The sequence below is a fragment of the Gordonia sp. SCSIO 19800 genome, assembly GCF_018132775.1.
In the GTDB taxonomy this organism is placed as follows: domain Bacteria; phylum Actinomycetota; class Actinomycetes; order Mycobacteriales; family Mycobacteriaceae; genus Gordonia; species Gordonia hongkongensis.
On sequence record NZ_JAGRQM010000005.1, the window covers coordinates 310,095 to 334,092 of the forward strand.

The window sequence follows — 23,998 nt, forward strand, 5'->3', positions numbered from 1 at the left end:
TTCACTGGGTCCAACGCCCTTGTGTGGGCGATAGTTCCCGAGAGTGGTTCGGAGCAAACATCGCCGAGGCTTGGTGACCTGCGCATTCTTTTTCGCGACTCGACAACCGGCTGAGAAGTTGCTGAGATGTCGCGCGCGGGGGAACCCGAGGGAACGCGGGGAACGCACGGGGCCGCGGTGCCGACCCGTGGTCCGGAGGTGTCAGGCGCGGGGGTCGTCGGGATCGACGACCTGCCCGTCGATGGTGCGCGACAGCTGGTGGTCGGTGCCGGTGTCGGTCAGTGCCGGGGGTCCGACGACGTGATGGTCGGCGCCGTACTTGTACTGGGGGACCTCGCCGCGCTTGCGCGGAGGACGGTCGTTGGCGATCAGGACCGCCGCCCATGGCAGCGGGATGGAGATCGCGACGATGGCCAGCGCCAGTAGTCCGGACCCGGTGATGCCGTAGGCGATACCGGCGATGGCGAGCGCCGGCACGCGGAAAGCCATGAGGAACAGGTACTTACGCACACGCGCTCGGTGCTGGGCCTCGAGCGAGTCCGGTGCGTCGGTGATCAGGTAGGCCTCGGCGCCCTGACGTTTCGACGCGGGATGTCCGTGCTCGTCGACGTGCGGCGACGTGCTGTTGCGGCCGTGCTGTCCGCGACCGGACTCACCCATGGATTCCCTTTGTTCGAACACCCTCTCCACTGTCCTCCTTTTGTCGGTCTATCGCACTCGGGTGTTCCGTCGGCCCGGCTGTGACGCACAATGGACGAATGGGAACCGAAACCATCGAACGCCCGGACCTCGACGAATGGTCCGACACCAAGACCGACGAGCGTCCCGATGCCGACGCGACCGACCGGGGTGACGACGATCGCCCCAAGTTCTTCCACTACGTGAAGAAGAACAAGATCGCCGAGAGTGCGGTCATGGGTAATCATGTCGTCGCCCTCTGCGGCGAGACCTTCCCGGTCACGCGGTCGGCCAAGCCCGGGTCGCCGGTCTGCCCGAAGTGCAAGAAGATCTACAACAAGATGCGCAAGTGACGCGACGCGGCTGATCGGAGGGCGTCGCCGGTCAGCCGCGGTCGCGGTGCCGCGCCTGCCGGCGGATCGGGCCGGAGGACAGCCGGTCGGGCAGGGTCCGGAGTTGTCCGGTGAAGTCGGAGGTCTGGGAGTTCACCCAGTGCCGGACCTGCGTGGTGGTCGACGCCTTCGCGGGCCAGAATTGTTGCACGGCCGCGTTGAACTCGGCGCCGATCACGATGCCGAAGCCCAGTGAGAACGTGAAGAGCAGGAACGCGATCGGTGTGGCCAGCGCCCCGTAGGAGACCCCGGCCTCGGTGATCTTGGTCAGGTAGATGCGCAGCACGTAGCTCGCGACCCAGAAGAACACGCCGGCCACGATCGCCCCGCCGATCAGCCGATGCCACGGCAGGGGATTGGGCAGCGCGAGGTGGTAGAGCGTCGTCAGGACGAACAGCAGGAGGACCGCGACGAACGGGAAGTAGCCGTAGTCGATGAGGGTGGTGACGAACGATCCCCACGACTCCGGCACGATCGCCCGCAGGTAGTTCGGTCCGAGCGCGACGAGGGGTAGCAGGAACACGGCGACGCTCAGGAAGCCGACGTAGAGGAACAGCGCGAAGAACCGCTGCCACACCGGGTGTCGGACCTCGTGCTGGTCGTGTGCGTGCGCGATCGAGGCGATGAAGCACGAGACCGCCGACGATCCCGCCCACAGCGAGAGGACGAAACCGACCGACATCAGTCCGATCCGCCCGCGGCCGAGCACGCTGTCGACGGTCGGGGTGATCAGGTCGTCGACGACCGTCGGGGTGAAGGTTCGTCCGGCGAAGTCGATGATGCGGGCATAGACGACGTCGACGGTGTCTGGGCCGAACCAGCCGGCGACGTAGCCGACCGAGCCGAGCAGCCCGAGCAGCAGCGGCGGCAACGACAGCGCCTGCCAGAACGCGGCCTGGGCGGCCCAGCCGATGATCCCGTCGTCCCAGGACTTGACGATGGTGCGCCAGACCACGCGATGGATGTTCGGCAGGACCGGCAGACCCGGTTCGGACGCCGCCTCGGTTCGTTCCGGATCGTCGTTCCCGGTCTTCTCCGACCCAGCGTCCGGTTCGGTCGACCCCTTCGCGCCGCGGAGGACTTCGACGTCCCCGGACGCCGGGGCGGACCGCAGCGGCGCGCGCAGGGGTTCGGTCGCGGCCCCGACATCGGCGAGTGGGTCGCCGATCGGCGCGGTGACCGCAGTCGACACGGGACCCGGCGGGACGGCGGGAACCACCGACGACGGGTCGTCGGCCAGTGGGACCGGATTCCTCTTGCGCGTTGTGATGTGTTCAATATCCCCGATCGGGAGGCCGATTGGGTACCCGGGTCACCAGGCGAGTCGTTCGGATCGCCCACGGGCGCCCGTCGCGGCGGACGCCGCGGCCCGGTGTCGGGATGCGGGAGGTGTCGCGCTTCGGCGGTACAGTTGGCGGGTCCCCTCGGGCGCGGGTCCCGCACGCGAGGGGTCGTTTCATGTCCGGCCGGAAACCCGCACGCGTGGAGGAGCAGCCCAGAAGGTGACGTCAGCCGAACCCCCCGGATCCACCGCCGGCCCGAAACTCCAGCTCCGCGCCTGGCAGCGTCGTGCGCTGACCAAGTACCTGACGCAGAAGCCGAAGGACTTCCTCGCCGTGGCGACGCCGGGCGCCGGAAAGACGACGTTCGGCCTGCGTATCGCCCGCGAACTCCTCGATGACCGCACCGTCGACAAGATCACCGTGGTCGCCCCGACCGAACACCTGAAGCACCAGTGGGCCGAGGCCGCCGCGCGGGTCGGGATCGCGCTCGACTCGCGGTTCACCAACGCCGCCGGACAGACCAGCTCGGACTTCCACGGCGTCGTTGTCACCTATGCACAGGTGGCTGCCCATCCGGCCCGGCACCGGGTGCGCACCGAGAACTATCGCACCCTGGTCATCCTCGACGAGATCCACCACGGTGGCGATGCCAAGTCGTGGGGCGAGGCGATCCGGGAGGCCTTCGACGACGCCGAGCGCCGGCTCCTGCTGACCGGTACACCCTTCCGCTCCGACGACTCGCCGATCCCGTTCGTCACCTACGAACCGGAGGCCGGCGGGCATCAGCGCTCCAAGGCCGACCACACCTACGGCTACGCCGACGCACTGAAGGACGGCGTCGTCCGTCCGGTCGTGTTCCTCGCCTACTCCGGTGAGGCCAGCTGGCGCGACAGCGCGGGTGAGGAGTACACCGCCCGGCTGGGTGAACCGCTCTCCGCGGAGCACACCACCCGCGCCTGGCGTACCGCGCTGGACGCCCACGGCGACTGGATTCCGGCGGTCCTCACCGCCGCACACACGCGGCTGGGACAGCTCCGTGCGACCGGCACACCGGATGCGGGCGGGCTGGTCATCGCCACCGATCAGACCGCGGCCCGCGACTACGCCGAACTCCTCACCGCCATCACCGGCAAGCCGCCGACGCTGGTGCTCTCCGACGACCCGAAGTCGTCGTCGAGGATCGGCCAGTTCGCCGCGTCCACCGACGAGTGGATGGTGGCGGTCCGCATGGTGTCCGAGGGTGTCGACGTCCCCCGCCTGGCCGTGGGTGTGTACGCCACCAGCTCGTCGACGCCGCTGTTCTTCGCCCAGGCCATCGGACGGTTCGTGCGATCGCGTCGTCCGGGTGAGACCGCGAGCGTCTTCCTGCCGTCGGTCCCGGTGCTGCTCGACCTCGCCAGCCAGATGGAGGTCGAGCGCGATCACGTGCTCGGCAAGCCGCACCGCGAGAGCGACGGCCTCGACGACCAATTGTTGATCGACGCCAACAAGCAGGAGGACGAGCCGGGGGAGGACGAGCCGAAGTTCCAGTCGCTGCATGCCGACGCCGAACTCGATCAGGTCATCTTCGACGGCACCTCGTTCGGCACGGCCACGTTCGCCGGTAGCGACGAGGAGTCGGACTATCTGGGGTTGCCCGGGCTGCTCGATGCCGACCAGGTGCGTGCCCTCCTGCGCAAACGCCAGGAGGAACAGGTCACGGCGCGGACGGTCGCGTCGTCCTCGGAGTCGTCGGCTGCCGAGCCGCCCACTCCCGGCCGGCCGGCGGGAACCACCGGCGAGAATTTGCACGCCCTGCGCAAGGAACTGAATACGCTCGTCGCGATGCATCATCACCGCACGGGCAAACCACACGGCATGGTGCACAACGAGTTGCGGACTCGGCTGGGCGGGCCCCCGACCGCCATGGCGAGCGCCGATCAGCTGAAGGAACGGATCGCCGCACTGCGCGAGTGGCGCTGATAGACACTGCGCGAATGGCGCTGACAGAGGCTGCGCAGCGGCGCTGGTCGGTCGGCCCGGAACAGGCCCCGGACACGACAGAGCCCGGCCGGATTGCTCCGGCCGGGCTCTGTGCGCGTAGGGAAAGCCCGCGTTCGATCGTCGGAGGTGTCAGACCAGCTCGCCGGCGGATTCGACGACGGTGGCGCTCAACTCGACAAGGCGGGCCTCGTGCTCGTTGAAGTGGTGGCGGCAGAAGAGAAGTTCGCCGCCCTTGGGCAGGACGGCCCGTACCTTGGCTGCGGCGCCGCAGCGATCGCAGCGATCGGCGGCAGTGAGCGGCAGGTAGATCGGGGCTGTGGTGGCGATGTCAGTCATGTTCGTTCCTCCGTCCCGGTCCGGCGCCGGGTGTCCGGTCGCCTTCCCTTCGAGCCGACACATCCGGGCGATGCGTCAACCTCACTCTGTCAGACGCTCGGGGCGTTCGTATTGTTCCGACGGTGCTCTCGGTGTGTCGTCACTCACCGTTTACACCAGGCAACAACTCGACAACGATCGCCCGAACGCAATGCGACCCGGCCATGGGGCCGGGTCGCACCACTCTACGCGTTGTGCGCGGGACGAGTCGTTCGGTCAGCTCGTCCGCGTGGGGGTGTGTGTTCCGCTCGCACCCGCATCGGGTTCGGGTGCGGAGTCGGCGGCCGGGATGTCCGACGTCGACGTTCCCTCGGAGCCGGGGCGTTCCGCGCCCTCGGCGCCCACGAGCGCCTCTTCCTGCTCCTCGCGGAAATGGGTGACCGCGTCGGAGGACTCGTTCTCCCGGTCGCGCAGGTACTCGCGGAGCGAGTAGGCGAACGCCGCGGCCCAGGCGATGGCGATCACGATGTAGAAGACGTTGCGCACCGAGCCGGGGGCGTCGATGAAGTCGCTCTTCAGCAGGCTGCGGGTGTTCGTGAGGACGATCAGGCCGCCGACCGAGGCGCCCAGCAGACGCGGCGGGATGTGACGCACGAGCCAGGCCGCGATCGGAGCGGCGATCACGCCGCCGACGAGGATGGCCGCGACCCATGCGAAGTTGATTCCCTGCGAACCGAGACTGAACAGGAAGCCGAGGCTCGCTGCGACGGCGATGATGAACTCGCTCGTGTCGATCGAACCGATCACCTTGCGGGGCTCGAGACGGCCGCTGGCCAGGATGGCCGGGGTGCCGACCGGACCCCAACCGCCGCCACCGGTGGCGTCGACGAATCCGGCGACGAATCCGAGCGGGCTGAGGAATCGCTTGCGCAGCGGCTTGCCGAGGTTGTGGCGGGGGATGCCCTGGAAAGTGAACCGCACCAGGATGTAGAGCCCCAGCAGCAGCAGGATCACGGCCATGACCGGCGCAGCGGTCTCGGTGGAGAGATTCGACAGGATCGTGGCGCCGAGGAAGGCGCCGATGGCTCCCGGAATCGCGATACGGCGCACGACGCGCCAGTCGACGTTCCCGAACTTCCAGTGCGAGACGCCGGAGACCAGCGTGGTGCCGATCTCGGCCAGGTGCACGGTGGCCGAGGCGGCAGCCGGGTTGGTACCGATGGCGAGGAGGAGGGTCGTGGTGGTGACGCCATAAGCCATGCCGAGACTGCCGTCGACGAGCTGAGCAGCGAAGCCGACGAGGCCGATCAGGACAATCGTTCTCATAGTGGGTCTTTCCGGGAAGTCACGTCGTCAGGGACGTGACGAGGCTGGGGCAGGCACTCGGTGCCCGCGACGAAGTGGAACGCGAAGGAGGGGATCGCAGGTGGCGTTCTCGCCCTCGGGTGGGGTCTGTCGCGTCACAGACACAGCATCGATGCTGTGCGCAGCAGGTCGACGGTGGCACGACGCACCAGCATGGCGCCGCGTCTGCTCCCGGTCACTGCGTAAGTCACCGCGCCATCCTATGTAGTGCGTCCCCGAAAGCCCGAGAATCCGGTCGTGTCCAAATCGGAGCGCGCAGAACTATTGACAGATCGATGTCTATGTGGGTGGCAGAACGACATCGCCCCCGGAACCGTGAGGTTCCGGGGGCGATCAGGGTGTTGTCGTCACCGACTAGTCGAGATAGTCGCGCAGGACCTGCGAGCGCGACGGGTGACGCAGCTTCGACATCGTCTTCGACTCGATCTGACGGATGCGCTCGCGGGTCACGCCGTACACCTGCCCGATCTCGTCGAGGGTGCGGGGCTGGCCGTCGGTCAGTCCGAAGCGGAGGCGGACCACGCCGGCCTCACGTTCGGACAAGGTCTCGAGCACCGACTGCAGTTGATCCTGCAACAGCGTGAAGCTGACCGCGTCGACCGCGACGACGGCTTCGGAGTCCTCGATGAAGTCGCCGAGCTGGCTGTCGCCCTCATCGCCGATGGTCTGGTCCAGCGAGATGGGTTCCCGGGCGTACTGCTGGATCTCCAGCACCTTCTCCGGGGTGATGTCCATCTCCTTGGCGAGTTCTTCCGGCGTCGGCTCGCGGCCGAGGTCCTGGAGGAGTTCACGCTGGATGCGACCGAGCTTGTTGATGACCTCGACCATGTGCACCGGGATACGGATGGTGCGGGCCTGGTCGGCCATGGCGCGGGTGATCGCCTGACGGATCCACCAGGTGGCATACGTCGAGAACTTGTAGCCCTTGGTGTAGTCGAACTTCTCGACCGCGCGGATCAGACCGAGGTTGCCCTCCTGGATGAGATCCAGGAACGCCATACCGCGGCCCGTGTAGCGCTTGGCCAGCGACACGACGAGGCGCAGGTTCGCCTCGAGCAGGTGGTTCTTGGCGCGGTTGCCGTCGCGGGAGATCCAGTTCAGGTCACGCTTCTGGGCGGTGCTGAGCTTCTCGCCGGCATCCATGATGCGCCGAAGACGTTCGGTGGCGAACAGTCCGGCCTCGATGCGCTTGGCGAGTTCGACCTCTTCCTCGGCGTTGAGGAGGGCGACCTTGCCGATCTGCTTCAGGTACGCGCGGACACTGTCGGCGGAGGCGGTGAGCTCGGCGTCCTTGCGGGCCTGACGCAGCGCCTCGGACTCCTCTTCGTCCCAGACGAAGTCGCCGGACTTCGCGGCGGCGGCCTCGTCCTTGGACGCGGCCTTCGCGGCGGCCGGGGCCGCGCCGCCGGCGGCGGGCGCGGTCGCCTCCTCGGACTCGTCGTCCTCCGACTCGTCCTCGGAGTCGTCGTCGTCGACCTCCAGGTCGTCGTCGATCTCGACGTCCTCGAGTTCGGCGTCGGGACCGTCGATGTCGTCGATCGAGTCCGGGTCGTCGGGCTCGGCGTTCGGATCGTCGCCGGAACCCTCCGCGGACGCGGCCTTCTTGGCGGCCTTCTTCGGTGCCGCCTTCTTGGTGGCCTTCTTCGCCGGGGCCTTCTTGGCGGGGGCCTTGCGGGCAGCGGTCTTCTTCGCAGCCTTCTTGGCGGTTCGCTTCGCCGGGGCGTCGGTCGCGGCTGGGGTCGACTCCGTCGACTCGGCCTCTGCATCACCCTGGTGGGTCGTGATGGCTGCCACGTACAACCTTTCGAACTGTCTTCTGTGGTGTCTTCTGTCGTCTGTCACCAGACGCGACACGGCAGCATGAGCCGCCGTGGACGAGGTCTTGGTTTCTCGGTTGGAATGACCGGTGACGACCATTGTAACGACATCGCCGTCCCCGGTGTGTCAAAGCCCTGGTCACGCCCTGCGCGGCGTCACGTCTTCAGCCCCTGGGCCACTGCCATGGCCGCACCGACGATGCCGGCGGTGTTCAACAGCGTCGCCGGTACCACGGGCGTCTTGTTGGTCAGCAGCGGAATCCACTTGTCGGACTTGCGGCTGATACCGCCGCCGGCGATGAAGAGATTCGGCCAGAACAGCGCCTCGTAGGTCTCGAGGACCTCGGAGACCTTCTCGGTCCACTTCTCGTACGACCAGCCCTTCTCCTCGCGGACACGCGAAGACGCCTGGTGCTCGGCCTCCTTCTTGCCGACCTGTAGGTGACCGAGCTCGGTGTTGGGCACGAGGGTGCCGTTGATCAGGATCGCCGACCCGATACCGGTTCCGAACGTCAGCAGCATCACGACCCCCGCGACGCCCTTGCCCGCGCCGTACGCGTCCTCGGCCATACCCGCGGCGTCGGCGTCGTTGAGGACCGACACCTGCCTACCGCCGAGGTGTCCGCTGAAGAGGTCGTAGACGTCGGTGCCGATCCAGGCCTTGTCGATGTTCGCCGCCGTACGCATGATCCCGTCGGTCACGACCCCGGGGAGGGTGACACCCACCGGGCCGGTCCAGTCGAAATGCGCGACCACCTCGGCGACGCCCCGGGCCACGGCCTCGGGTGTCGCGGGCTGCGGGGTGAGCACCTTGAACCGTTCGCCGACGAGTTCACCGGTGTCGAGATCGACGATGCCGCCCTTGATCCCGGAACCGCCGACGTCGACCCCGAAACCGAGGTTCGTCGGAGGTGTCGGATCATCGGGGCCGGCGACATCGGAGTCGGACGATCCGGGGACGGACGTGTCGGTCATGGCGGGCTCCCTGTCCGGGTCGGTGTCTGAGGGTGGGGGCAATCCGAGACCAGCCTATTCACGCGACCGGCGCAACGCCCGTCATCGCAACGCATGTCGACACGATTCGACCACGCAGGGGGAGAGATCGGTCACCGCGATCGGTGGTGCGCACCGGCCATGTGCTCACATGGAGGGCGTGGATCAGACAATTCCGGTGGACGAGCTCGCCGCGGTCGCCGGCGCCGTGGCCCGGGAGGCCGCCGCGCACGTACGTCGCCGCCGGCCCGAATTGTTCGGTGCGACACCGGGACACGGTGAGCCGCCGCAGCCCGCCGCGGTGGATTCCACCGTGCAGTCCGTGTCGACGAAGTCGACGGTGCAGCCGGTGTCGACGAAGTCGACGGAAACCGATCCGGTCACCCTCGCCGACACCGAGACCGAACGCCTGATCCGCTCCCTGCTCCGTGAGGCGCGCCCCGACGACGAGGTGCTGGGCGAGGAGGACGGCGGGAGCCGGGCGGTGCCTACCGGTGTCCGATGGGTGGTCGATCCGATCGATGGGACCGTCAACTTCATGTACGGCGTGCCGGCCTATGCGGTGTCCATCGCGGCCCAGGTCGACGGACAGTCGGTCGCCGGGGTCGTCGTCGACGTCGCCCGCGACGTCACGTACGGCGCGACCCTCGGCGGGGGAGCGTGGGCGGCGGACTCCGCCGGGGTACGCCGGCCGCTCCGCTGCAATCCGGTCGACAGGGCCGAACTGGCGCTCGTCGCAACGGGTTTCGGGTACGACGCGGCGCGCCGCCGGAAGCAGGGACGCATCGTCGCCGAACTGCTCCCTCGTGTCCGCGACGTCCGACGCATCGGCGCCGCGGCCCTCGACCTCTGCATGGTCGCGTCCGGCGCGGTCGACGCTCACTACGAACACGGTCTGAGCCCGTGGGACTGGGCCGCCGGCGGGCTGATCGCCGCCGAGGCCGGCGCCGTCGTCCAGACTCCGCCACCGGATTCACGGGCCGACGAGGGTCACATCACCGTCGCTGTCGCGCCCGGGGTGGCCGACGAATTCCTCGCGCTGCTCGACGAATTCGACGCCCGCAGCCCGCTCACCTGACGGCCCTCCCGCGTCTCGCCATGGGGTCGGCGGCCGCCGCACGGCGTGCGGAGGTCAGCAGGGGGCGGAGTGCACGGCCTCGACGAGGACCGGGTCGACACCACTCGCCGGGTTCTTCGGATCCGCCGACCGCAGCGCCTCCAGGGCAGCCTGCGCGTCCTGCGACATCTCGCCACCCGAGTGGTGGACCCCGAGTGCGACGTCGACGGCCGTACCGCGCCGGCCGTCGTCGACCAGCTGGGCGCACGGGAACGCCAGCCACGTGGCCGCCGCCGCCGCGCGACCGGCCGGCCCGAATCGGATCTGTGCGACACAGTTGAGATCCCGATTGGGATAGACCGGGTCATCGGCGTACGGCGTGTCCGGCACCGGGCTGAACCCCTGCGCGGTCAGGTCGTCGGACACCGTGCGGGCCGCGCCTCGTTCGTCGGAGGCGTTGAGGACGCGGACGCCGAAGGTCGACAGCGGGGCCGGAGCGACTCCGAGCATCTCGTCCCGTCCGACGACGGTGAGGGTCGGCGGGGCCGGCGGAGGTGGCGCGCCCGCTTCCATCGACGTCGGCGGAGTCGGTTGATTGCACGCTGTCGGAACGGATTCGGACTCGCCGCCGCCCAGCGCAACCGCCCACACCACCACGCCGACGACCATCAGGACGACGACCGTGACGATCGCCGGTGCGTAGCGCCGCCGACGGTAGGGTCGGCCCTGCTCGTCGGTCGGATAGCCGACCGTAATCTTCGACACCACCGTGGACTGACTCCTCACTGGGCGTTGCGTGACCTCGGATCACTGTAGAGGGTGACCCCGCAGTGCCCCGCGAGCCTCGCCGGGAGCGGTACGACTGGGGTGTGCCGGGGCATGGATCGGGCGCCGAACCGAAACTTACCGACGAGTTGGGTCCCGGGTATTGACCTTCGATAGCGTGTCGACTATGCTTCGGGCGCCCGCGCTTCCAGACCCGGGGTGCGCCCGATATGAAACCGTGATCGAAATCACGCAATACGTCTGATCCTCTGGTACGAATCTCGCCCGAGACGACGTTGCAGTGACCCCATCGGTAAGACAATCCCGGCGGAGTCGTGCGCAATAACACCGGGTGGCGACGTCAGCGCCGTCACCGTGAGCGCCCCTCACACTCTCGACAAGTTAGGCACAGAATGGCTACAGATTACGACGCGCCACGACGGACGGAGACCGAGGACCTCAACGAGGACTCGCTCGAAGAACTGAAGGCCCGACGCAGCGAGGCGCAGTCCTCGGCAGTGGATGTCGACGAGAGTGATACCGCGGAGTCCTTCGAACTCCCGGGTGCCGATCTCTCGGGCGAGGAACTGTCGGTGCGTGTCATCCCCAAGCAGGCCGACGAGTTCACCTGTACCAGCTGCTTTCTCGTCTACCACCGCAGCCGGTTGGCCGAGGAGAACGGAAGCTCGCTCATCTGCGTCGACTGCGCATGAGATGAACTGAGTCCAGCTGTCACAGCTGATGAAGGGGGCCGACGCCGAATACGGCGCGGCCCCTTCGTCGTGTCTCGGGTAGAGAGTCGTGCCCGGGTCAGGCGGTGGGTGCGGGACGGTCGGCCGCGGCGTCGTCGACGCCCAGTGCCGCGAGGAGTTCGGCCGGCCGACGTGTCGAGACCAGCCAGTACGGAGTCGGGTCGTCGGGGTCGTCGAGCACGATGAGGACCATCGTCTTCACCCAGGAGCGGTGCACGAGATAGGCCGCCGGGTCGAGCTGCCGCCCGAGTGCGGCGCTCTTCGCGGTCGCCGGGACCGTCGCCGCCCGCGCGACGACGGCGCGCGGCAGGACCGCACGGTGGGCATGCAGCTCCCGATCCGCGGTCACCCGGATGCGGGTACGGCTCATCGACCACAGCATCACGACGCACAGCACGCCGGTGGCCACGTATCCGATGATGCTCCAGGCGCTCCCGCGCGCCGACAGCTGGATCTCGTAGCCCACCACGCCGGTGAGGACCACGGCTGCCAACCACCACCACCACGGCACGTACAGGCGCTCGTCGAACAGATCGGCGGTCGAGTCGGTGACGCCGGCGTTCCGCCCGGTGGGTGCGGGGGAGGCGTCCGAGGGTCCTCCGGGGCGCTCGGGCGAATGATCTGCGGTCACGTGACCAGCGTAGTCTGCCTGCGTGGCCTCAGATCTCCCCCCTGCGCACCCCGCTGACCCGGCGCCGATCGCGCTCCGACGCCTCGATCCCGACCTACCGCTGCCGACCAGGGCGCACCCAGGGGATGCGGGGGTCGATCTCTATTCGACGATCGATCTCGAACTGCCCGCCGGACGCCGTCAACTCGTCGGGACCGGGATCGCCGTGGCGTTGCCGATCGGCACCGTGGGGCTGATCCACCCGAGGTCGGGACTGGCCGCCCGGGCCGGCCTGTCGGTCGTGAACACCCCCGGCACCATCGACGCGGGCTATCGCGGGGAGATCAAGGTCTGTCTGATCAACCACGATCCGGAGCAGACGATCTCCATCTCGCGTGGCGACCGCATAGCCCAGCTGATCGTGCAGCGCGTCGAGCTGCCCGACTTCGTCGAGGTCGACGAACTCGACGACACCGCACGCGGCGACGGCGGGTACGGATCGAGCGGGGGATCGGCGATTCTCGCCTGACCTCTTCGGTGAACCGTCGGCCGGGGCTCTCCCCGGCGGGAGTCGATTAGTGTTTCCCGTGTGTCCGGCGGATCGTTGTCGCCGGCGGTGACGAACGAGGAGTGACGCGATGGCACAGGACGGATCAGAGGAGCTGCGGGTCGGTCAGGCGCGCGGTCCCTATGACATCGACGCACTGGCGACCCGGCCGCAAGAGCTCGAGAACTCCCATCTGGACCTCGGATCGGTGCTGGTCCCGGTGGTCGAGGGTGGCCAGGTCACCGTCGAGATGTCCGAGGCCCACCAGCCGCAGAACGTGTACCTGGTGACCCCCATCGGCCGGATCTCGGTGAGCGCCTTCGCCGCACCCAAGTCCCCCGGGATGTGGCGTGAGGTGGTCCGTGAGCTGGCCGGTTCCCTCCGCGACGACGGCGCGGCCACGAGTGTCGAAGACGGGCACTGGGGGCGGGAGGTGGTCGCCGAGACGGACGGTGCGACCCACCGGTTCATCGGGGTCGACGGCCCGCGCTGGCTCGTCCGGTGCGTGGGCAGCGGACCCACCGAGCATGCGGACGACCTCGCACGGTTGAGCCGCGCCGTACTGGCCGAGACGGTCGTCCGACGCGGGTCCGAGCCGTTCCCCCCGCGGGATCCGCTGCCCGTCGTGTTGCCGCCGGTGCTCGCCGAGCAGGTCGCGGCCGCCCAGCAGCAGATGTTCGCGGGCCCCCCGGCCGGACAAGAGTCCCCGAACCCCACCGCACAGGACGCGGGCCCGGGTGACGCGATCGACGATTCGGTACCCGTTGCCGGGGGCGCGCTCGATCAGGTCGCCCACGCCACCGTCTACGGGGAGAACGCCTACCGCGACGAGCCGGAGGCGGTCGCCGCCCCGGATGCGGAGTCCGCGGCTCCGGTGGCTCCCACCGATCCCGAGATCGACGAGGAGCCGTTGCCGCCGTCGTCGGGTTCGGCGATGCAGCGCTTCCGCCGCCGCCGCTGAAGCTCCGGCCACACCGGGCTCCGATCACCCCGGCGGGTCGGTGAGTTCGACAAGCCCGGCCCGGAGCTCGTCTCCCAGCACACCCGGATCGTGGCCCCAGTCGTCGAGCGTGATCTCGACGAGGGTCGATTGCGGTGCGGCAGCATGCCATTCGCGGGCGACGGCGATGGGGTGGACCGGATCGTCGGCGGCCGCGACGATGGCCAGCGGCACCGTGAGCCCGGCAATCTCGGCCGGCGTCGGCGCCCGATGACGAGCCGCCTCGCGCAACATGCGGGCGAGGCCCGGGTGCAGACCCCGCCACGACCGGGTCAGTTCCGCGGCCAGCCAGGCCGGGCTGCTGCTCGCCATCGCCGCGATGGTCGCCTCGAGTCCGTCACGTTCGAGCGCATCGGCGGTGGCGCCGGCACTCGCGGCCGCGGGTGCCGAGTGGGCGTCACCGCTCCATGCCGGCAGCGCGGCGAGCACCCCGGCGCAGCGTCGGCCGGTGTCGCGCAGGGCCCACTCGAGCGCGATCGCGGCCCCGATCGACACCCCGCCCACGAGGATCGAGCGGTGCGCTCCGGCGGCCCGCTCCAGCCCGCGGAGGTGGCCGTCGATCAACGGCGTCGTCGGGTCCAGCGCGATGAGCTCTACCTCCAGGTCAGCTGCGGCGCGCTGAAAGGAACGCGTGACGTGATCGGCGTCGGAGCCCGTTCCGGGGATGCCGACGAGAGCCGTCGGGCGAGGGCGGTGCGGACCGTCGGTGCCAGGCATCAGGGCATCATCCCCTAGTGGTATGTCTCGGAAATAGGTGGCCGGTATCCGGTGGGGCGCCGGGGACCATTCGCTTGTTTCCGAGACACACCACTAGGGTGTCCCGAGGCCCCCGCGCAGACCTGGACAGCGGGGGTCCGACGACCACGGAATGGCCCCGCGGTCGCCGACGTTGTCACTGGCCGAGGCCGAGGTCTACGCTGGCGGGCAGGTCACCGATCACTCGTTCGGCGACCCACGGACACCGCTCTGTACAGCCCTGCGGTGCCGGCCGAAATCCATTGGGAGGGTCGAGATGCCCACTGCCGGCTATCTCAAACGACTGACCCGTCGGCTGACCGAAGATCTCGGTGACGCCGACGCAGAGAAGATCGCCGAGGAATCCAAGGCGACAGGCGCTCAGCGCGCATCCGAGTGCTGCCGCGGTGACGAGGTCACCATGCACGGCGAACTGCGTGCCGTCGAGACCTGTTCGCGCTCGGCCAAGGCGGGGGTGAAGGCCGAGTTCTTCGACGGATCCGACATCGTGATGCTGAAGTGGCTGGGCCGTAACCGCATCACCGGCATCGAGCCCGGCCGCAAGGTCACCGTCCGGGGCCGGCTCGCCGAGCAGGACGGCCACAAGGTGATCTACAACCCTTATTACGAGTTGCACGGCGTCGACGAGTGACCGGTCCGCTCCCCGAGCATCCGGCCTCGAGACAGGCGGACGCCGAACCGTCGGCACCCGGACCGTCAGCACCCGAGCGGACGGCGCCCACGGTCCTCGAACAGATCGGTGGCGTCTCCGGCCTGGTCTATTCGACGGTGCCCGTCGTGGTGTTCGTCCCCGTCAACTCCTTCTTCGACCTCCGGACCGCCATCTACGCGGCGCTCGGCGTGGCGGCGCTGCTCTTCGTCGTACGGCTCGTGCGCCGCGAACCCCTGACCCCCGCGATCTCGGGTCTGCTCGGCGTCGCCATCTGCGTCTTCATCGCCGACCGGGTGGGGGACGCCAAGGGCTACTTCCTCTTCGGGATCTGGAGCACCCTCGTCTATGCGATCGTGTTCGCCGTCTCGATCCTGGTTCGGTGGCCCCTCATCGGGGTGGCCTGGCATCTGATCAACGGCGAGGGTTCCGGCTGGCGCAAGCAGCGTTCCATCCTCCGCGCCTACGACATCGCCACCGCACTGTGGGCGGTGCTCTTCGCGGCGCGCTACCTCACGCAGTCGGAACTGTACGACGACGGGGCCACCGGGTGGCTGGCGTTCGCGCGCATCGCGATGGGGTGGCCGCTGACCGCGCTCGTGGTGCTCGCGACGATCCTCCTGGTCCGCCGGGCGCAGCGAGCCGAGGCGGCGCGCGCCGGCACCCCGCCGGACGCGGACGTCACCGCGCGATCTGCATAGCCTCGTAGAGGGCGGGCTCGGCCTCGGTGGGCGCGATGAAGACCAGTTCGTCGCCGCCCTCGATGGGGTCGTCGCGCTGCGGGACGATGACGCGGCCGCCGCGCAGGATCGCGACGAGCGCGGCGTCGCGCGGCAGCTCCAGCTTCCGGACGGGCTTGCCGGCGAGGGGAGTGTTCGACGGCAGGGTGAGTTCGACGAGGTTTGCCTGCCCCTGACGGAACGTCATCAACCGGACCAGATCGCCGACGGACACCGCCTCCTCGACCAGGGAGGCGAGCAGGCGCGGGGTCGAGACTGCGACGTCGACCCCCCAGTCCTCGCCGAACAGCCACTCGTTACGCGGGTCGTTGACGCGGGCGACGACCCGATTGACGGCGAACTCGGTCTTCGCGAGCAGGCTCACGACGAGGTTGGCCTTGTCGTCGCCGGTCGCGGCGATCATGACGTCGTAGGTCTGTAGTTGCGCCTCTTCGAGATTGGCGAGTTCACACGCGTCGGCGAGCACCCACCCCGCGCCGACGACGGAGTCGGTGTCGATGTGGCCGGCGTTGCGCTCGAAAAGCGTGACCTCGTGGGCGTTCACCAGCAGTTCGCGGGCGATCGAGCGCCCGACCGCGCCGGCTCCGGCGATGGCGACCTTCACTTCGGGACTCCTTCGGCCCGGGTCATCCGGACTCGTTCTGGGTGAACGGCCGCGCGGCGACGCCACGGGCGTTCTTGAGGTTGTCGAGCATGACCGCTCCGTAGACCACATCATCTTGTTGCAGAACGGTTCTCGCCTCGGGGAGAACCGGACGTCCGACACGGCTGAGGAAGGCCACCCGCGCGCCGGTCTGCTCCTGGAACTTGCCGACCGAGATCCCGATCCACGAGTCGTCGACGTCGATCTGGGCGATCGCCAGCGAACCCGACGGGTCACGCCACTCCATCGTCGTCGTCTCGCCGAGCGCCGAGACGAATCGCTCGGTCGTCCAGGGGACGGTCGCCACCGTCGGAATCCCGAGCCGCTCGTACACCTCGGCGCGCTTGGCGTCGTAGATCCGGGCGACGACGCGCTCGACGTCGAAGGTCTCGCGGGCCACCCGCGCCGAGATGATGTTCGAGTTGTCCCCGGAGGACACCGCGGCGAACGCGTCGGCGTGCTCGATGCCCGCCTTGACGAGGATCTCGCGGTCGAACCCGACCCCGGTGATCGTGCGGCCCGCGAAGTCGGGACTCAGCCGCACGAACGCGCTCTGATCCCGATCGATGATCGCGACGTCGTGTCCGCGCTTCTGCATCGACATCGCGAGCGCGGATCCGACCCGCCCGCAACCCATGATGACCACCTGCACGGCATTCCTCTCCACACGCGGCTCGTCTGCCGCGAGTCGAACCTACCCGCCTCGGCGCCAACGCTCTAGGGTTGCCTGGTGTCCACCGTCTCCAAGGTGTCCGTCGCGACGAAACGCCTCCTGCTCGGCAGGCCTTTCCGCAGCGACACGCTCGGTCACACGCTGCTGCCCAAGCGGATAGCCCTGCCGGTGTTCGCCTCCGACGCGATGAGCTCGGTGGCGTACGCGCCGCAGGAGATCTTCCTGGTCCTGTCCGTCGCCGGCATCAGCGCGCTGGCGTTCACGCCCTGGGTGGCGATCGCCGTCGCCGTCGTCATGGCCGTGGTCGTCGCGAGCTACCGCCAGAACGTGCACGCATACCCCTCGGGTGGCGGCGACTACGAGGTCGCGACCGTCAATCTCGGTCCCAACGCGGGCCTGACCGTCGGCAGCGCCCTGCTGGTGGACTACGTACTCACGGTGGCGGTGTCGGTCACGTCGGCGGCGGAGAACATCGGTTCGGCGATCCCGTTCGTCGAAGAGCACAAGGTGTGGTTCTGCGTCGGCGCGATCATGCTGCTCGCCGCGGTCAACCTGCGTGGCATCAAGGAGTCCGGGGCCGTGCTCGCGATCCCGACCTACGGGTTCATCATCGGTGTCCTGGGCATGCTCATCTGGGGGTTCACCGAGATCTACGTGCTCGGTCAGGACATCCATTCCGAGACCGCCGACTTCGGCATCGTGCCCGAACAGGACAACCTCACCGGGCTGGCGCTGATCTTCCTCGTCGCGCGGTCGTTCTCCTCGGGCTGTGCGGCGCTCACCGGGGTGGAGGCCATCAGCAACGGGGTGCCGGCCTTCCGTAAACCGAAGTCGCGCAACGCCGCGACGACGCTGCTGCTGCTGGGCGCGTTCTCCATCACCCTGCTGATGGGCATCGTGCTGCTGGCGGAGAAGATCGGCGCGAAGTACGTGATGAACCCGGAGCAGGACCTCATCGGGGCGCCGGAGGGTTACCAGCAGAAGGCCATGATCGCCCAGCTGGCCCATGCCGTCTTCGACTCCTTCCCGCCGGCCTTCTTCTTCGTCGCCACCGTCACCGCGCTGATCCTGCTGCTGGCCGCGAACACCGCCTTCAACGGTTTCCCGGTCCTGGGGTCGGTACTCGCGCAGGATCGCTACCTGCCGCGCCAGTTGCACACCCGAGGCGACCGCCTGGCGTTCAGCAACGGCATCCTGTTCCTCGCGATCGCCGCGATCATCTTCGTCGTCGCGTTCGGCGCGCAGGTGACGTCCCTGATCCAGCTCTACATCGTGGGCGTGTTCGTGTCGTTCACCCTGAGCCAGACCGGCATGGTGCGGCACTGGACCCGCCTGCTGCGTACCGAGACCGACCCGAGCGCGCGGCGTCGGATGATGCAGTCCCGGGTGGTCAACACGGTCGGCCTGGTGATGACCGCGACGGTCCTCGTCGTCGTCCTGATCACCAAGTTCACCGAGGGTGCCTACATCGCCGTGATCGCGATGGTCTCGCTGTTCGTGATCATGAAGCTCATCCATCACCACTACGCGTCGGTGCAGCGCGAACTCGACCGCGCCGAGGACGACGACGAGGCCGTCCTGCCCAGCCGCACACATTCGATCGTGCTCGTGTCCAGCCTGCACATGGCGTCCAAGCGGGCCCTGCGGTATGCGCGGGCCACCCGTCCGGACGTGCTGGAGGCGATCACGGTCAACGTCGACGACCGCGACACCCGCAAGCTCGTCTCGGAGTGGGAGGCCAGCGACATCACCGTCCCGCTGAAGGTCATCGCCTCGCCCTATCGCGAGATCACCCGGCCCGTCATCGAATACGTGCGCCGGGTGCGGCGTGAGTCGCCGCGCGACGTCGTGACCGTGTTCATCCCGGAGTATGTCGTCGGGCACTGGTGGGAGCAGATCCTGCACAACCAGTCGGCGCTGCGCCTCAAAGGCCGGCTGCTGTTCGAGCCCGGCGTGATGGTGACCTCGGTGCCGTGGCAGCTCACCTCGTCGGACCGGCGCAAGGAAGACCGCGCGTACTGGGCGCCGGGGGAGACCCGCCGTGCGCTCGGCGAACCCGAACGGCGACCGTGAGCGGCCCGGCAACACCGCGACGGGTCGAGGTGACCGTCGACCGTCCGGCCAACGGCGGTGAGTCCGTGGGCCGCGCCGACGGCCGCGTCGTGTTCGTCCGCGGGGCGATCCCCGGCGAACGGGTGGTCGCCGACATCACCGACGACCGGCACGACTCGTACTGGCGGGCCGAGGCGGCGGAGGTGCTCGACGCCTCGCCGCATCGGGTGGAGCCGCGGTGTCCGGCGGCCGCGGCCGGGGCCGGGTGCTGTGATCTCGCGCACGTGGCACCCGATCACGCGCGGGACCTGAAACAGGCTGTGCTGCTCGACGTCCTGGATCGCGTGGGCCGTCTACCGGGCGAGATCGTCGCCGGCACCGAGCTGGCGACCGACGGCGTCCGGCGTCTCGGGGACGCCGACACGGGGTGGCGAATCCGGACCCGCCTGGCCGTGGACGGCCGGGGGCGCCCGGGGCAGTCGGCGTTCCGCGGCCGCGGCGTCGTCACCGAGGCCTGTGTCCAGCCTGCCCCGGGAATGCTCGACGGACTCGCCGACCGCGGTTTCACCCCGCACTCCGAACTCGCCGTCGTGCTCGACGCCGACGGCGCGCGCCACGTCACCGAACTCGCGCCCGTGGCGGAGCCGCGGCGGGGCCGCGCCGACAGCCGGCGCCGGGCGCAGCAGAACCGCGCCCGGCACGCACGGCCCCGTGCCCAGCGGGTCGTCGAAGGTGGGGCGACGGCCGTCCAGCGGGTCGGCGGGCGGTCGTGGGACATTCCCGTCGCGGGATTCTGGCAGGCGCACCGCGACGCGCCGCGGACCTATGCGGAGACCGTCGTCGACTTCGTCGGTGCGCATCTCGGAAGACCGACGCGGGTGGCGTGGGATCTGTACGGCGGGGCAGGGGTGTTCGCAGGTGCACTGCTCGACGGCCCGGCCGGTGCGCCGGACACGGTGCACATCGTCGATTCGGATCCGGCCGCACTCGACGCCGCCGAACAGGCCTTCGCCGGCGACGGCGATCGGGTACACACCCACCGCGGGGAGGTCGCGGCCCGGATCGCGGACCTCACCGCGCGGCCGGACGTCGTCGTCCTCGATCCCCCGCGTACCGGAGCCGGAGAACGGGTAATCGGGGCGATCGCCGACGCCCGGCCCGGCATCGTGGTCCACGTGGGCTGTGACGCCGCCCGATTCGCACGTGATCTCGGATACTTCGCCGCGCGGGGATTCCGTGTCGTCGACATACGCGGTTTCGACGCTTTCCCGCTGACGCACCACGTGGAGGCGGTGGCCTGCCTCGTTCCGGCCGCCGACGGGTGAGCGGGGCGCGCTCGCGAGGTCCGGGATCCCGACGTGTCGGCCATCCGTCGATCGGGCTCGCGACGAATGCTTCCGTAGACTGACCAGACATGTGCCGGACGCTCTCCGGCTCGACAGCCGACCTGGCGTCACGCCGGTGATGGAGGAAACGATGGGTGTGCTCGACCGGATCAGCTCGCCGGCCGATCTCCGGCCGCTGTCGGACGAGGAGATGAAGGTTCTCTCGGCCGAGATCCGGACGTTCCTGATCGAGAAGGTCGCCGCCACGGGCGGACATCTCGGACCGAACCTCGGAGTCGTCGAGTTGACCCTCGGAATCCACCGCGTCTTCGACTCGCCGTCGGATCCGATCCTGTTCGACACCGGCCACCAGTCCTACGTCCACAAGATCGTCACCGGACGCAAAGACGGCTTCGATCAGCTGCGCCAACGCGGCGGGCTCACCGGATATCAGGAGCGCGCGGAGTCCGAACACGACTGGGTGGAGTCCTCGCACGCGTCGGCGGCGCTGTCGTATGCGGACGGGCTCGCGAAGTCCTTCGAACTGACCGGTCAGCCGGATCGCACGGTGGTCGCGGTGGTCGGCGACGGCGCCCTGACCGGCGGCATGTGCTGGGAGGCGATCAACAACATCGCCGCCTGCAACCGCCGGGTCGTCATCGTCGTCAACGACAACGGTCGGTCCTATGCGCCGACGATCGGCGGACTCGCAAGTCACCTGTCGGGGCTGCGCCTGCAGCCCGGGTACGAGAAGTTCCTCGACGAGGGTCGCCGCGTCGTCAAGCAGGTGCCGGTCGTCGGGGAGCCGGCATACGCCGTCCTGCACGGGATGAAGAGCGGGCTCAAGGACCTCCTGGCCCCGCAGGCGATGTTCACCGACCTCGGACTGAAGTACGTCGGGCCCGTCGACGGTCACGACATCGACGCGGTCGAGTCGGCGCTGCGGCAGGCCCGCGACTTCGGCGGCCCTGTGATCGTGCACACCGTGACCCGCAAGGGCATGGGCTACGCCCACGCCGAGAACCACGTCGCCGACCTCATGCATGCGACCGGCATCATCGACCCGGTCACCGGCCGGCCCACGAGCGTCTCACCCCAGGACTGGACCGCCGTGTTCTCCGCCGCACTGCTCGACGCCGGCGCCAACCGTCCCGACGTCGTCGCGATCACCGCGGCGATGCCCGGGCCGACGGGACTCACCCCCTTCGGCGAGCGCTACCCGGACCGCATGTTCGACGTCGGCATCGCCGAACAGCATGCGATGACCTCGGCGGCCGGTCTCGCGCTCGGCGGACTGCATCCGGTCGTCGCCATCTACTCGACGTTCCTCAATCGCGCATTCGATCAGCTGCTGATGGACGTCGCGCTGCTGAAGCAGCCGGTGACGCTCGTCCTCGACCGTTCCGGCATCACCGGACCCGACGGCCCCAGCCACCACGGCATGTGGGATCTCTCGCTGATGGCGATGGTGCCCGGCCTGCGGGTCGCCGCACCCCGTGACGCCGTCCGACTGCGCGAGGAGTTCGACGAGGCTCTCGGCGTCGCCGACGGCCCCACAGCCCTCCGATTCTCCAAAGGTGCTGTCCCCGAAGACATCCGGGCGGTCGAGCGGCTCGACGACGGTGTCGACGTGCTGCACCGGACGGACCGGGACCTCGGTCCGGCGGGCGGCGATGTGCTCATCGTCGCGGTCGGTGCCTTCTGCGGGCTGGCCGTCGACACCGCCGAACGCCTGGCCCGTCAGGGAATCGATGCGACGGTCGTGGATCCGCGCTGGGTACTGCCGGTGCCCACCTCGGTGGTCGAGGTCGCGCGCCGCCACCGGCTCGTCGTCACGCTCGAGGACGGGTGCACCAGCGGCGGCGTCGGGTCCGCGGTCGCCGCCGCGCTGTCGGCGGCGGAGGTGCTCGTCCCGGTCCAGATCAAGGGCATCCCGCAGGAGTTCATCGCACACGCCTCGCGCAACGAGATCCTCGCCGATATCGGGTTGACCGCGCAGGACCTCGCCCGGTCGATCACCGCGACGGTCTCGGGCATGCAGGCCGGTCCCGGCCTGGACCGGGCGATCGAGAACACGCCCGATCCGGCGGAGAGCCGCGCCGAGGACTGACGTCCCGTTTGACCGATGCCGCCGCTGGGCATTTTCTCCGTGTGAACGACGAGTACGGTTCCGCGGGCGGGGATTTCCGGGGCATTCCGGCGCCGACCCTCGGGGTCGAGGAGGAGTTCGTCCTCGTCGACCGGGAGACCGGACGGCCGGTCGGGAGCAACCGCGAGGTGGCGACCGCGGCATCCGCGCGCGGCCTCGATCTCGAGTTGGAACTCACCTCGTCGCAGGTGGAGATCGCCACGCCGACCGCGGCGACGAGTCAGGAGATCGGCGACCACCTGCACCGGCTGCGGGGCATCCTGGCGGCGGCGGCCGATGACATAGGCGTGGACGTGGTCGCCTGCGGGGTGCCGCCACGCGTGCCCGAGTCGTTTCCGGTGACCGACACCGGCCGCTACCGGGCGATCGCCGCGCGGTACGGCATGCTGGCCCACGAACAGGGCATCAGTGGCTGTCACGTCCACGTGGGTGTCCCGGACACCGACACCGCCGTCGCGGTGTGCAATTGCCTGCGCCCGTGGCTACCGATACTGCTTGCGCTGTCGGCGAACTCGGCGATCTATCGCGACGCCGACTCCGGCCACGCCAGTTGGCGCTCGGTGCTCTGGTCGCGATGGCCCGCGGCGGGACCGCCACCGCACCTGCGCTCGGCCGAACACTTCGCCGAGACGGTCGAAGTCCTCGTGGCCACGGGCACGATCCTGGACCCGCACATGCTGTACTGGGACGCTCGGCCGTCGGATCACCTGCCCACGGTCGAGGTGCGGGTCGGGGACGTGCAGATGCGGGTGGAGGAGACGCGGACCTTCGCCACCCTCGTCCGTGCGGCGGTGATGACCGCCCTCGACGACCTGCGCGCGGAGGACCGGCGGTTCCCGGCCGCGGACCTCGATCCGGCGCTGCTGTCGGCCGCGTACTGGATCGCCGCCCACGACGGCGTCGACGGGCGTGCGCTCGACCCGACGACCGGCGCGTTGGTGCCGGTCTGGACGCGGGTCGAGCAGTTCCTCACCGTGCTCGCGCCGGCGCTGGACCGACTCGGTGAGCGGGACGGCGTCATGCAGGCGCTGGACCGGCTGCGTCTGGATGGCAACGGGGCCTCTCGCCAGCGGCGCCTCTTCGAGGAGTCCGGATCAGCTCTCGCCGTAGTCCGGGCCGCGACACTGCACCCGCCTGGCTGACGACGGACGCCTGCCCTTCGTGGGGCTCGTCGCTAGGCGCTCCTCGCACCTCAGTACCAGCGGCCTGACGGCCGTCCTGGACTACGAAAGAAACCTGTGTGCTCGCGGCGAGCCTTACTACTGCTCCCTGAGGAGGCCGGAGCTTGCGGAGGCCGTCACGAAGGGTCCTGGTGAGATGCGTCGCGAACCCTTCGTGGCAGTGAGAATGGGTGTGGTGATTGTCGGGGGTGAGGTTTGACCTGCTTCGTGGCTGACCGTGGTGTCATGGACGAGATCTGTCGACCTCATTCCGCCGGTGATCGCCGCCGCAAA

Annotated in this window: 23 protein-coding genes; 12 read left to right on the forward strand and 11 right to left on the reverse strand. The window is 69.2% G+C overall.

The window, feature by feature from the left end:
* Window positions 1-201: 201 nt before the first annotated feature.
* Window positions 202-660 (reverse strand): DUF3099 domain-containing protein, encoded by a 459-nt coding sequence (locus KB201_RS08840; RefSeq protein WP_211538839.1) that lies wholly within the window; start codon window positions 658-660, stop codon window positions 202-204.
* A 98-nt stretch (window positions 661-758) separates the two neighbouring features.
* Between KB201_RS08840 and KB201_RS08845 the strand changes: the two genes are divergently transcribed.
* Complete coding sequence (locus KB201_RS08845) at window positions 759-1,031, forward strand: DUF3039 domain-containing protein (RefSeq protein ID WP_058250213.1); 273 nt, start codon at window positions 759-761, stop codon at window positions 1,029-1,031.
* Between the two features lie 31 nt (window positions 1,032-1,062).
* Here KB201_RS08845 and KB201_RS08850 read toward each other — a convergent pair whose 3' ends face one another.
* Entirely contained in the window at window positions 1,063-2,262 is a 1,200-nt protein-coding gene (locus tag KB201_RS08850) for a YhjD/YihY/BrkB family envelope integrity protein (protein WP_307848057.1), read from the reverse strand.
* 310 nt (window positions 2,263-2,572) lie between these two features.
* Here KB201_RS08850 and KB201_RS08855 point away from each other — a divergent pair, with 310 nt between their 5' ends.
* Window positions 2,573-4,315: a DEAD/DEAH box helicase gene (locus KB201_RS08855; protein ID WP_078112309.1), complete on the forward strand. Its 1,743-nt coding sequence runs from the start codon at window positions 2,573-2,575 to the stop codon at window positions 4,313-4,315.
* 150 nt (window positions 4,316-4,465) lie between these two features.
* On the opposite strand, the gene KB201_RS08860 is transcribed toward KB201_RS08855, so the two are convergent.
* From KB201_RS08860 to ppgK, 4 genes are all read right to left on the reverse strand, one after another.
* On the reverse strand, window positions 4,466-4,672 hold the full coding sequence (locus tag KB201_RS08860) for a hypothetical protein (RefSeq protein WP_004018852.1): 207 nt from the start codon (window positions 4,670-4,672) through the stop codon (window positions 4,466-4,468).
* A 255-nt stretch (window positions 4,673-4,927) separates the two neighbouring features.
* Complete coding sequence (locus KB201_RS08865) at window positions 4,928-5,977, reverse strand: sulfite exporter TauE/SafE family protein (protein WP_058250216.1); 1,050 nt, start codon at window positions 5,975-5,977, stop codon at window positions 4,928-4,930.
* A gap of 393 nt (window positions 5,978-6,370) precedes the next feature.
* On the reverse strand, window positions 6,371-7,933 hold the full coding sequence (locus KB201_RS08870; RefSeq protein WP_211538848.1) for an RNA polymerase sigma factor: 1,563 nt from the start codon (window positions 7,931-7,933) through the stop codon (window positions 6,371-6,373).
* 56 nt (window positions 7,934-7,989) lie between these two features.
* A complete protein-coding gene (ppgK, locus tag KB201_RS08875; protein ID WP_058250218.1) occupies window positions 7,990-8,808 on the reverse strand; it encodes a polyphosphate--glucose phosphotransferase in 819 nt (272 codons plus the stop codon).
* 169 nt (window positions 8,809-8,977) lie between these two features.
* On the opposite strand from ppgK, the gene KB201_RS08880 reads away from it, so the two are divergent.
* Complete coding sequence (locus KB201_RS08880; protein WP_078112311.1) at window positions 8,978-9,904, forward strand: inositol monophosphatase family protein; 927 nt, start codon at window positions 8,978-8,980, stop codon at window positions 9,902-9,904.
* A gap of 54 nt (window positions 9,905-9,958) precedes the next feature.
* Here KB201_RS08880 and cei read toward each other — a convergent pair whose 3' ends face one another.
* Window positions 9,959-10,651: an envelope integrity protein Cei gene (cei, locus tag KB201_RS08885; protein ID WP_078112312.1), complete on the reverse strand. Its 693-nt coding sequence runs from the start codon at window positions 10,649-10,651 to the stop codon at window positions 9,959-9,961.
* 410 nt (window positions 10,652-11,061) lie between these two features.
* On the opposite strand from cei, the gene KB201_RS08890 reads away from it, so the two are divergent.
* Window positions 11,062-11,361 (forward strand): DUF4193 domain-containing protein, encoded by a 300-nt coding sequence (locus KB201_RS08890; protein WP_004018846.1) that lies wholly within the window; start codon window positions 11,062-11,064, stop codon window positions 11,359-11,361.
* A 97-nt stretch (window positions 11,362-11,458) separates the two neighbouring features.
* Here the strand turns inward: KB201_RS08890 and KB201_RS08895 are convergent, their stop codons facing one another.
* Window positions 11,459-12,031 carry a DUF3093 domain-containing protein gene (locus KB201_RS08895; RefSeq protein ID WP_065628894.1) on the reverse strand — a complete coding sequence of 191 codons (573 nt, stop codon included), beginning with the start codon at window positions 12,029-12,031 and terminating at the stop codon, window positions 11,459-11,461.
* A 22-nt stretch (window positions 12,032-12,053) separates the two neighbouring features.
* Between KB201_RS08895 and dut the strand changes: the two genes are divergently transcribed.
* Window positions 12,054-12,539, forward strand: a complete 486-nt coding sequence (dut, locus tag KB201_RS08900; RefSeq protein WP_065628893.1) for a dUTP diphosphatase — start codon at window positions 12,054-12,056, stop codon at window positions 12,537-12,539.
* Window positions 12,540-12,648: 109 nt separating this feature from the next.
* Entirely contained in the window at window positions 12,649-13,518 is an 870-nt protein-coding gene (locus KB201_RS08905; protein WP_078112313.1) for a DUF3710 domain-containing protein, read from the forward strand.
* A 24-nt stretch (window positions 13,519-13,542) separates the two neighbouring features.
* Here KB201_RS08905 and KB201_RS08910 read toward each other — a convergent pair whose 3' ends face one another.
* A complete protein-coding gene (locus tag KB201_RS08910) occupies window positions 13,543-14,274 on the reverse strand; it encodes an alpha/beta fold hydrolase (protein WP_078112314.1) in 732 nt (243 codons plus the stop codon).
* 295 nt (window positions 14,275-14,569) lie between these two features.
* Here KB201_RS08910 and KB201_RS08915 point away from each other — a divergent pair, with 295 nt between their 5' ends.
* Both KB201_RS08915 and KB201_RS08920 read left to right on the forward strand, forming a co-directional pair.
* A complete protein-coding gene (locus tag KB201_RS08915) occupies window positions 14,570-14,944 on the forward strand; it encodes an OB-fold nucleic acid binding domain-containing protein (protein WP_004018839.1) in 375 nt (124 codons plus the stop codon).
* A gap of 104 nt (window positions 14,945-15,048) precedes the next feature.
* Window positions 15,049-15,663: a DUF3159 domain-containing protein gene (locus KB201_RS08920; protein ID WP_091344242.1), complete on the forward strand. Its 615-nt coding sequence runs from the start codon at window positions 15,049-15,051 to the stop codon at window positions 15,661-15,663.
* On the opposite strand, the gene KB201_RS08925 is transcribed toward KB201_RS08920, so the two are convergent.
* Both KB201_RS08925 and KB201_RS08930 read right to left on the reverse strand, forming a co-directional pair.
* The gene (locus KB201_RS08925) at window positions 15,644-16,306 is read right to left on the reverse strand and encodes a TrkA family potassium uptake protein (RefSeq protein ID WP_058250226.1); all 663 of its coding nucleotides are present in this window, start codon (window positions 16,304-16,306) and stop codon (window positions 15,644-15,646) included. The genes KB201_RS08920 and KB201_RS08925 overlap by 20 nt on opposite strands.
* 22 nt (window positions 16,307-16,328) lie before the next feature.
* On the reverse strand, window positions 16,329-16,997 hold the full coding sequence (locus KB201_RS08930) for a TrkA family potassium uptake protein (protein ID WP_211538850.1): 669 nt from the start codon (window positions 16,995-16,997) through the stop codon (window positions 16,329-16,331).
* Window positions 16,998-17,075: 78 nt separating this feature from the next.
* Here KB201_RS08930 and KB201_RS08935 point away from each other — a divergent pair, with 78 nt between their 5' ends.
* The 4 genes from KB201_RS08935 to KB201_RS08950 all read left to right on the forward strand — a co-directional run bounded on the left by KB201_RS08935 (window position 17,076) and on the right by KB201_RS08950 (window position 23,686).
* On the forward strand, window positions 17,076-19,091 hold the full coding sequence (locus KB201_RS08935) for an APC family permease (protein WP_078112316.1): 2,016 nt from the start codon (window positions 17,076-17,078) through the stop codon (window positions 19,089-19,091).
* On the forward strand, window positions 19,088-20,395 hold the full coding sequence (locus tag KB201_RS08940) for a class I SAM-dependent RNA methyltransferase (protein WP_078112317.1): 1,308 nt from the start codon (window positions 19,088-19,090) through the stop codon (window positions 20,393-20,395). Before KB201_RS08935 ends, KB201_RS08940 begins: the two co-directional genes overlap by 4 nt.
* Window positions 20,396-20,546: 151 nt before the next feature.
* Entirely contained in the window at window positions 20,547-22,505 is a 1,959-nt protein-coding gene (gene dxs / locus KB201_RS08945; RefSeq protein WP_078112449.1) for a 1-deoxy-D-xylulose-5-phosphate synthase, read from the forward strand.
* Window positions 22,506-22,546: 41 nt separating this feature from the next.
* Window positions 22,547-23,686, forward strand: coding sequence for a glutamate--cysteine ligase (locus KB201_RS08950; RefSeq protein ID WP_078112318.1), 1,140 nt, complete (start codon window positions 22,547-22,549; stop codon window positions 23,684-23,686).
* Window positions 23,687-23,998: the final 312 nt, after the last annotated feature.

Bases quoted from the DNA above. Each gene is read 5' to 3' on its own strand.
- KB201_RS08840 (WP_211538839.1), bottom strand. From the start codon at position 660: ATGGGTGAGTCCGGTCGCGGACAGCACGGCCGCAACAGCACGTCGCCG.
- KB201_RS08845 (WP_058250213.1), top strand. From the start codon at position 759: ATGGGAACCGAAACCATCGAACGCCCGGACCTCGACGAATGGTCCGAC.
- KB201_RS08860 (WP_004018852.1), bottom strand. From the start codon at position 4,672: ATGACTGACATCGCCACCACAGCCCCGATCTACCTGCCGCTCACTGCC.
- KB201_RS08865 (WP_058250216.1), bottom strand. From the start codon at position 5,977: ATGAGAACGATTGTCCTGATCGGCCTCGTCGGCTTCGCTGCTCAGCTC.
- KB201_RS08870 (WP_211538848.1), bottom strand. From the start codon at position 7,933: ATGGTCGTCACCGGTCATTCCAACCGAGAAACCAAGACCTCGTCCACG.
- ppgK (WP_058250218.1), bottom strand. From the start codon at position 8,808: ATGACCGACACGTCCGTCCCCGGATCGTCCGACTCCGATGTCGCCGGC.
- KB201_RS08880 (WP_078112311.1), top strand. From the start codon at position 8,978: ATGGAGGGCGTGGATCAGACAATTCCGGTGGACGAGCTCGCCGCGGTC.
- KB201_RS08890 (WP_004018846.1), top strand. From the start codon at position 11,062: ATGGCTACAGATTACGACGCGCCACGACGGACGGAGACCGAGGACCTC.
- KB201_RS08905 (WP_078112313.1), top strand. From the start codon at position 12,649: ATGGCACAGGACGGATCAGAGGAGCTGCGGGTCGGTCAGGCGCGCGGT.
- KB201_RS08910 (WP_078112314.1), bottom strand. From the start codon at position 14,274: ATGCCTGGCACCGACGGTCCGCACCGCCCTCGCCCGACGGCTCTCGTC.
- KB201_RS08915 (WP_004018839.1), top strand. From the start codon at position 14,570: ATGCCCACTGCCGGCTATCTCAAACGACTGACCCGTCGGCTGACCGAA.
- dxs (WP_078112449.1), top strand. From the start codon at position 20,547: ATGGGTGTGCTCGACCGGATCAGCTCGCCGGCCGATCTCCGGCCGCTG.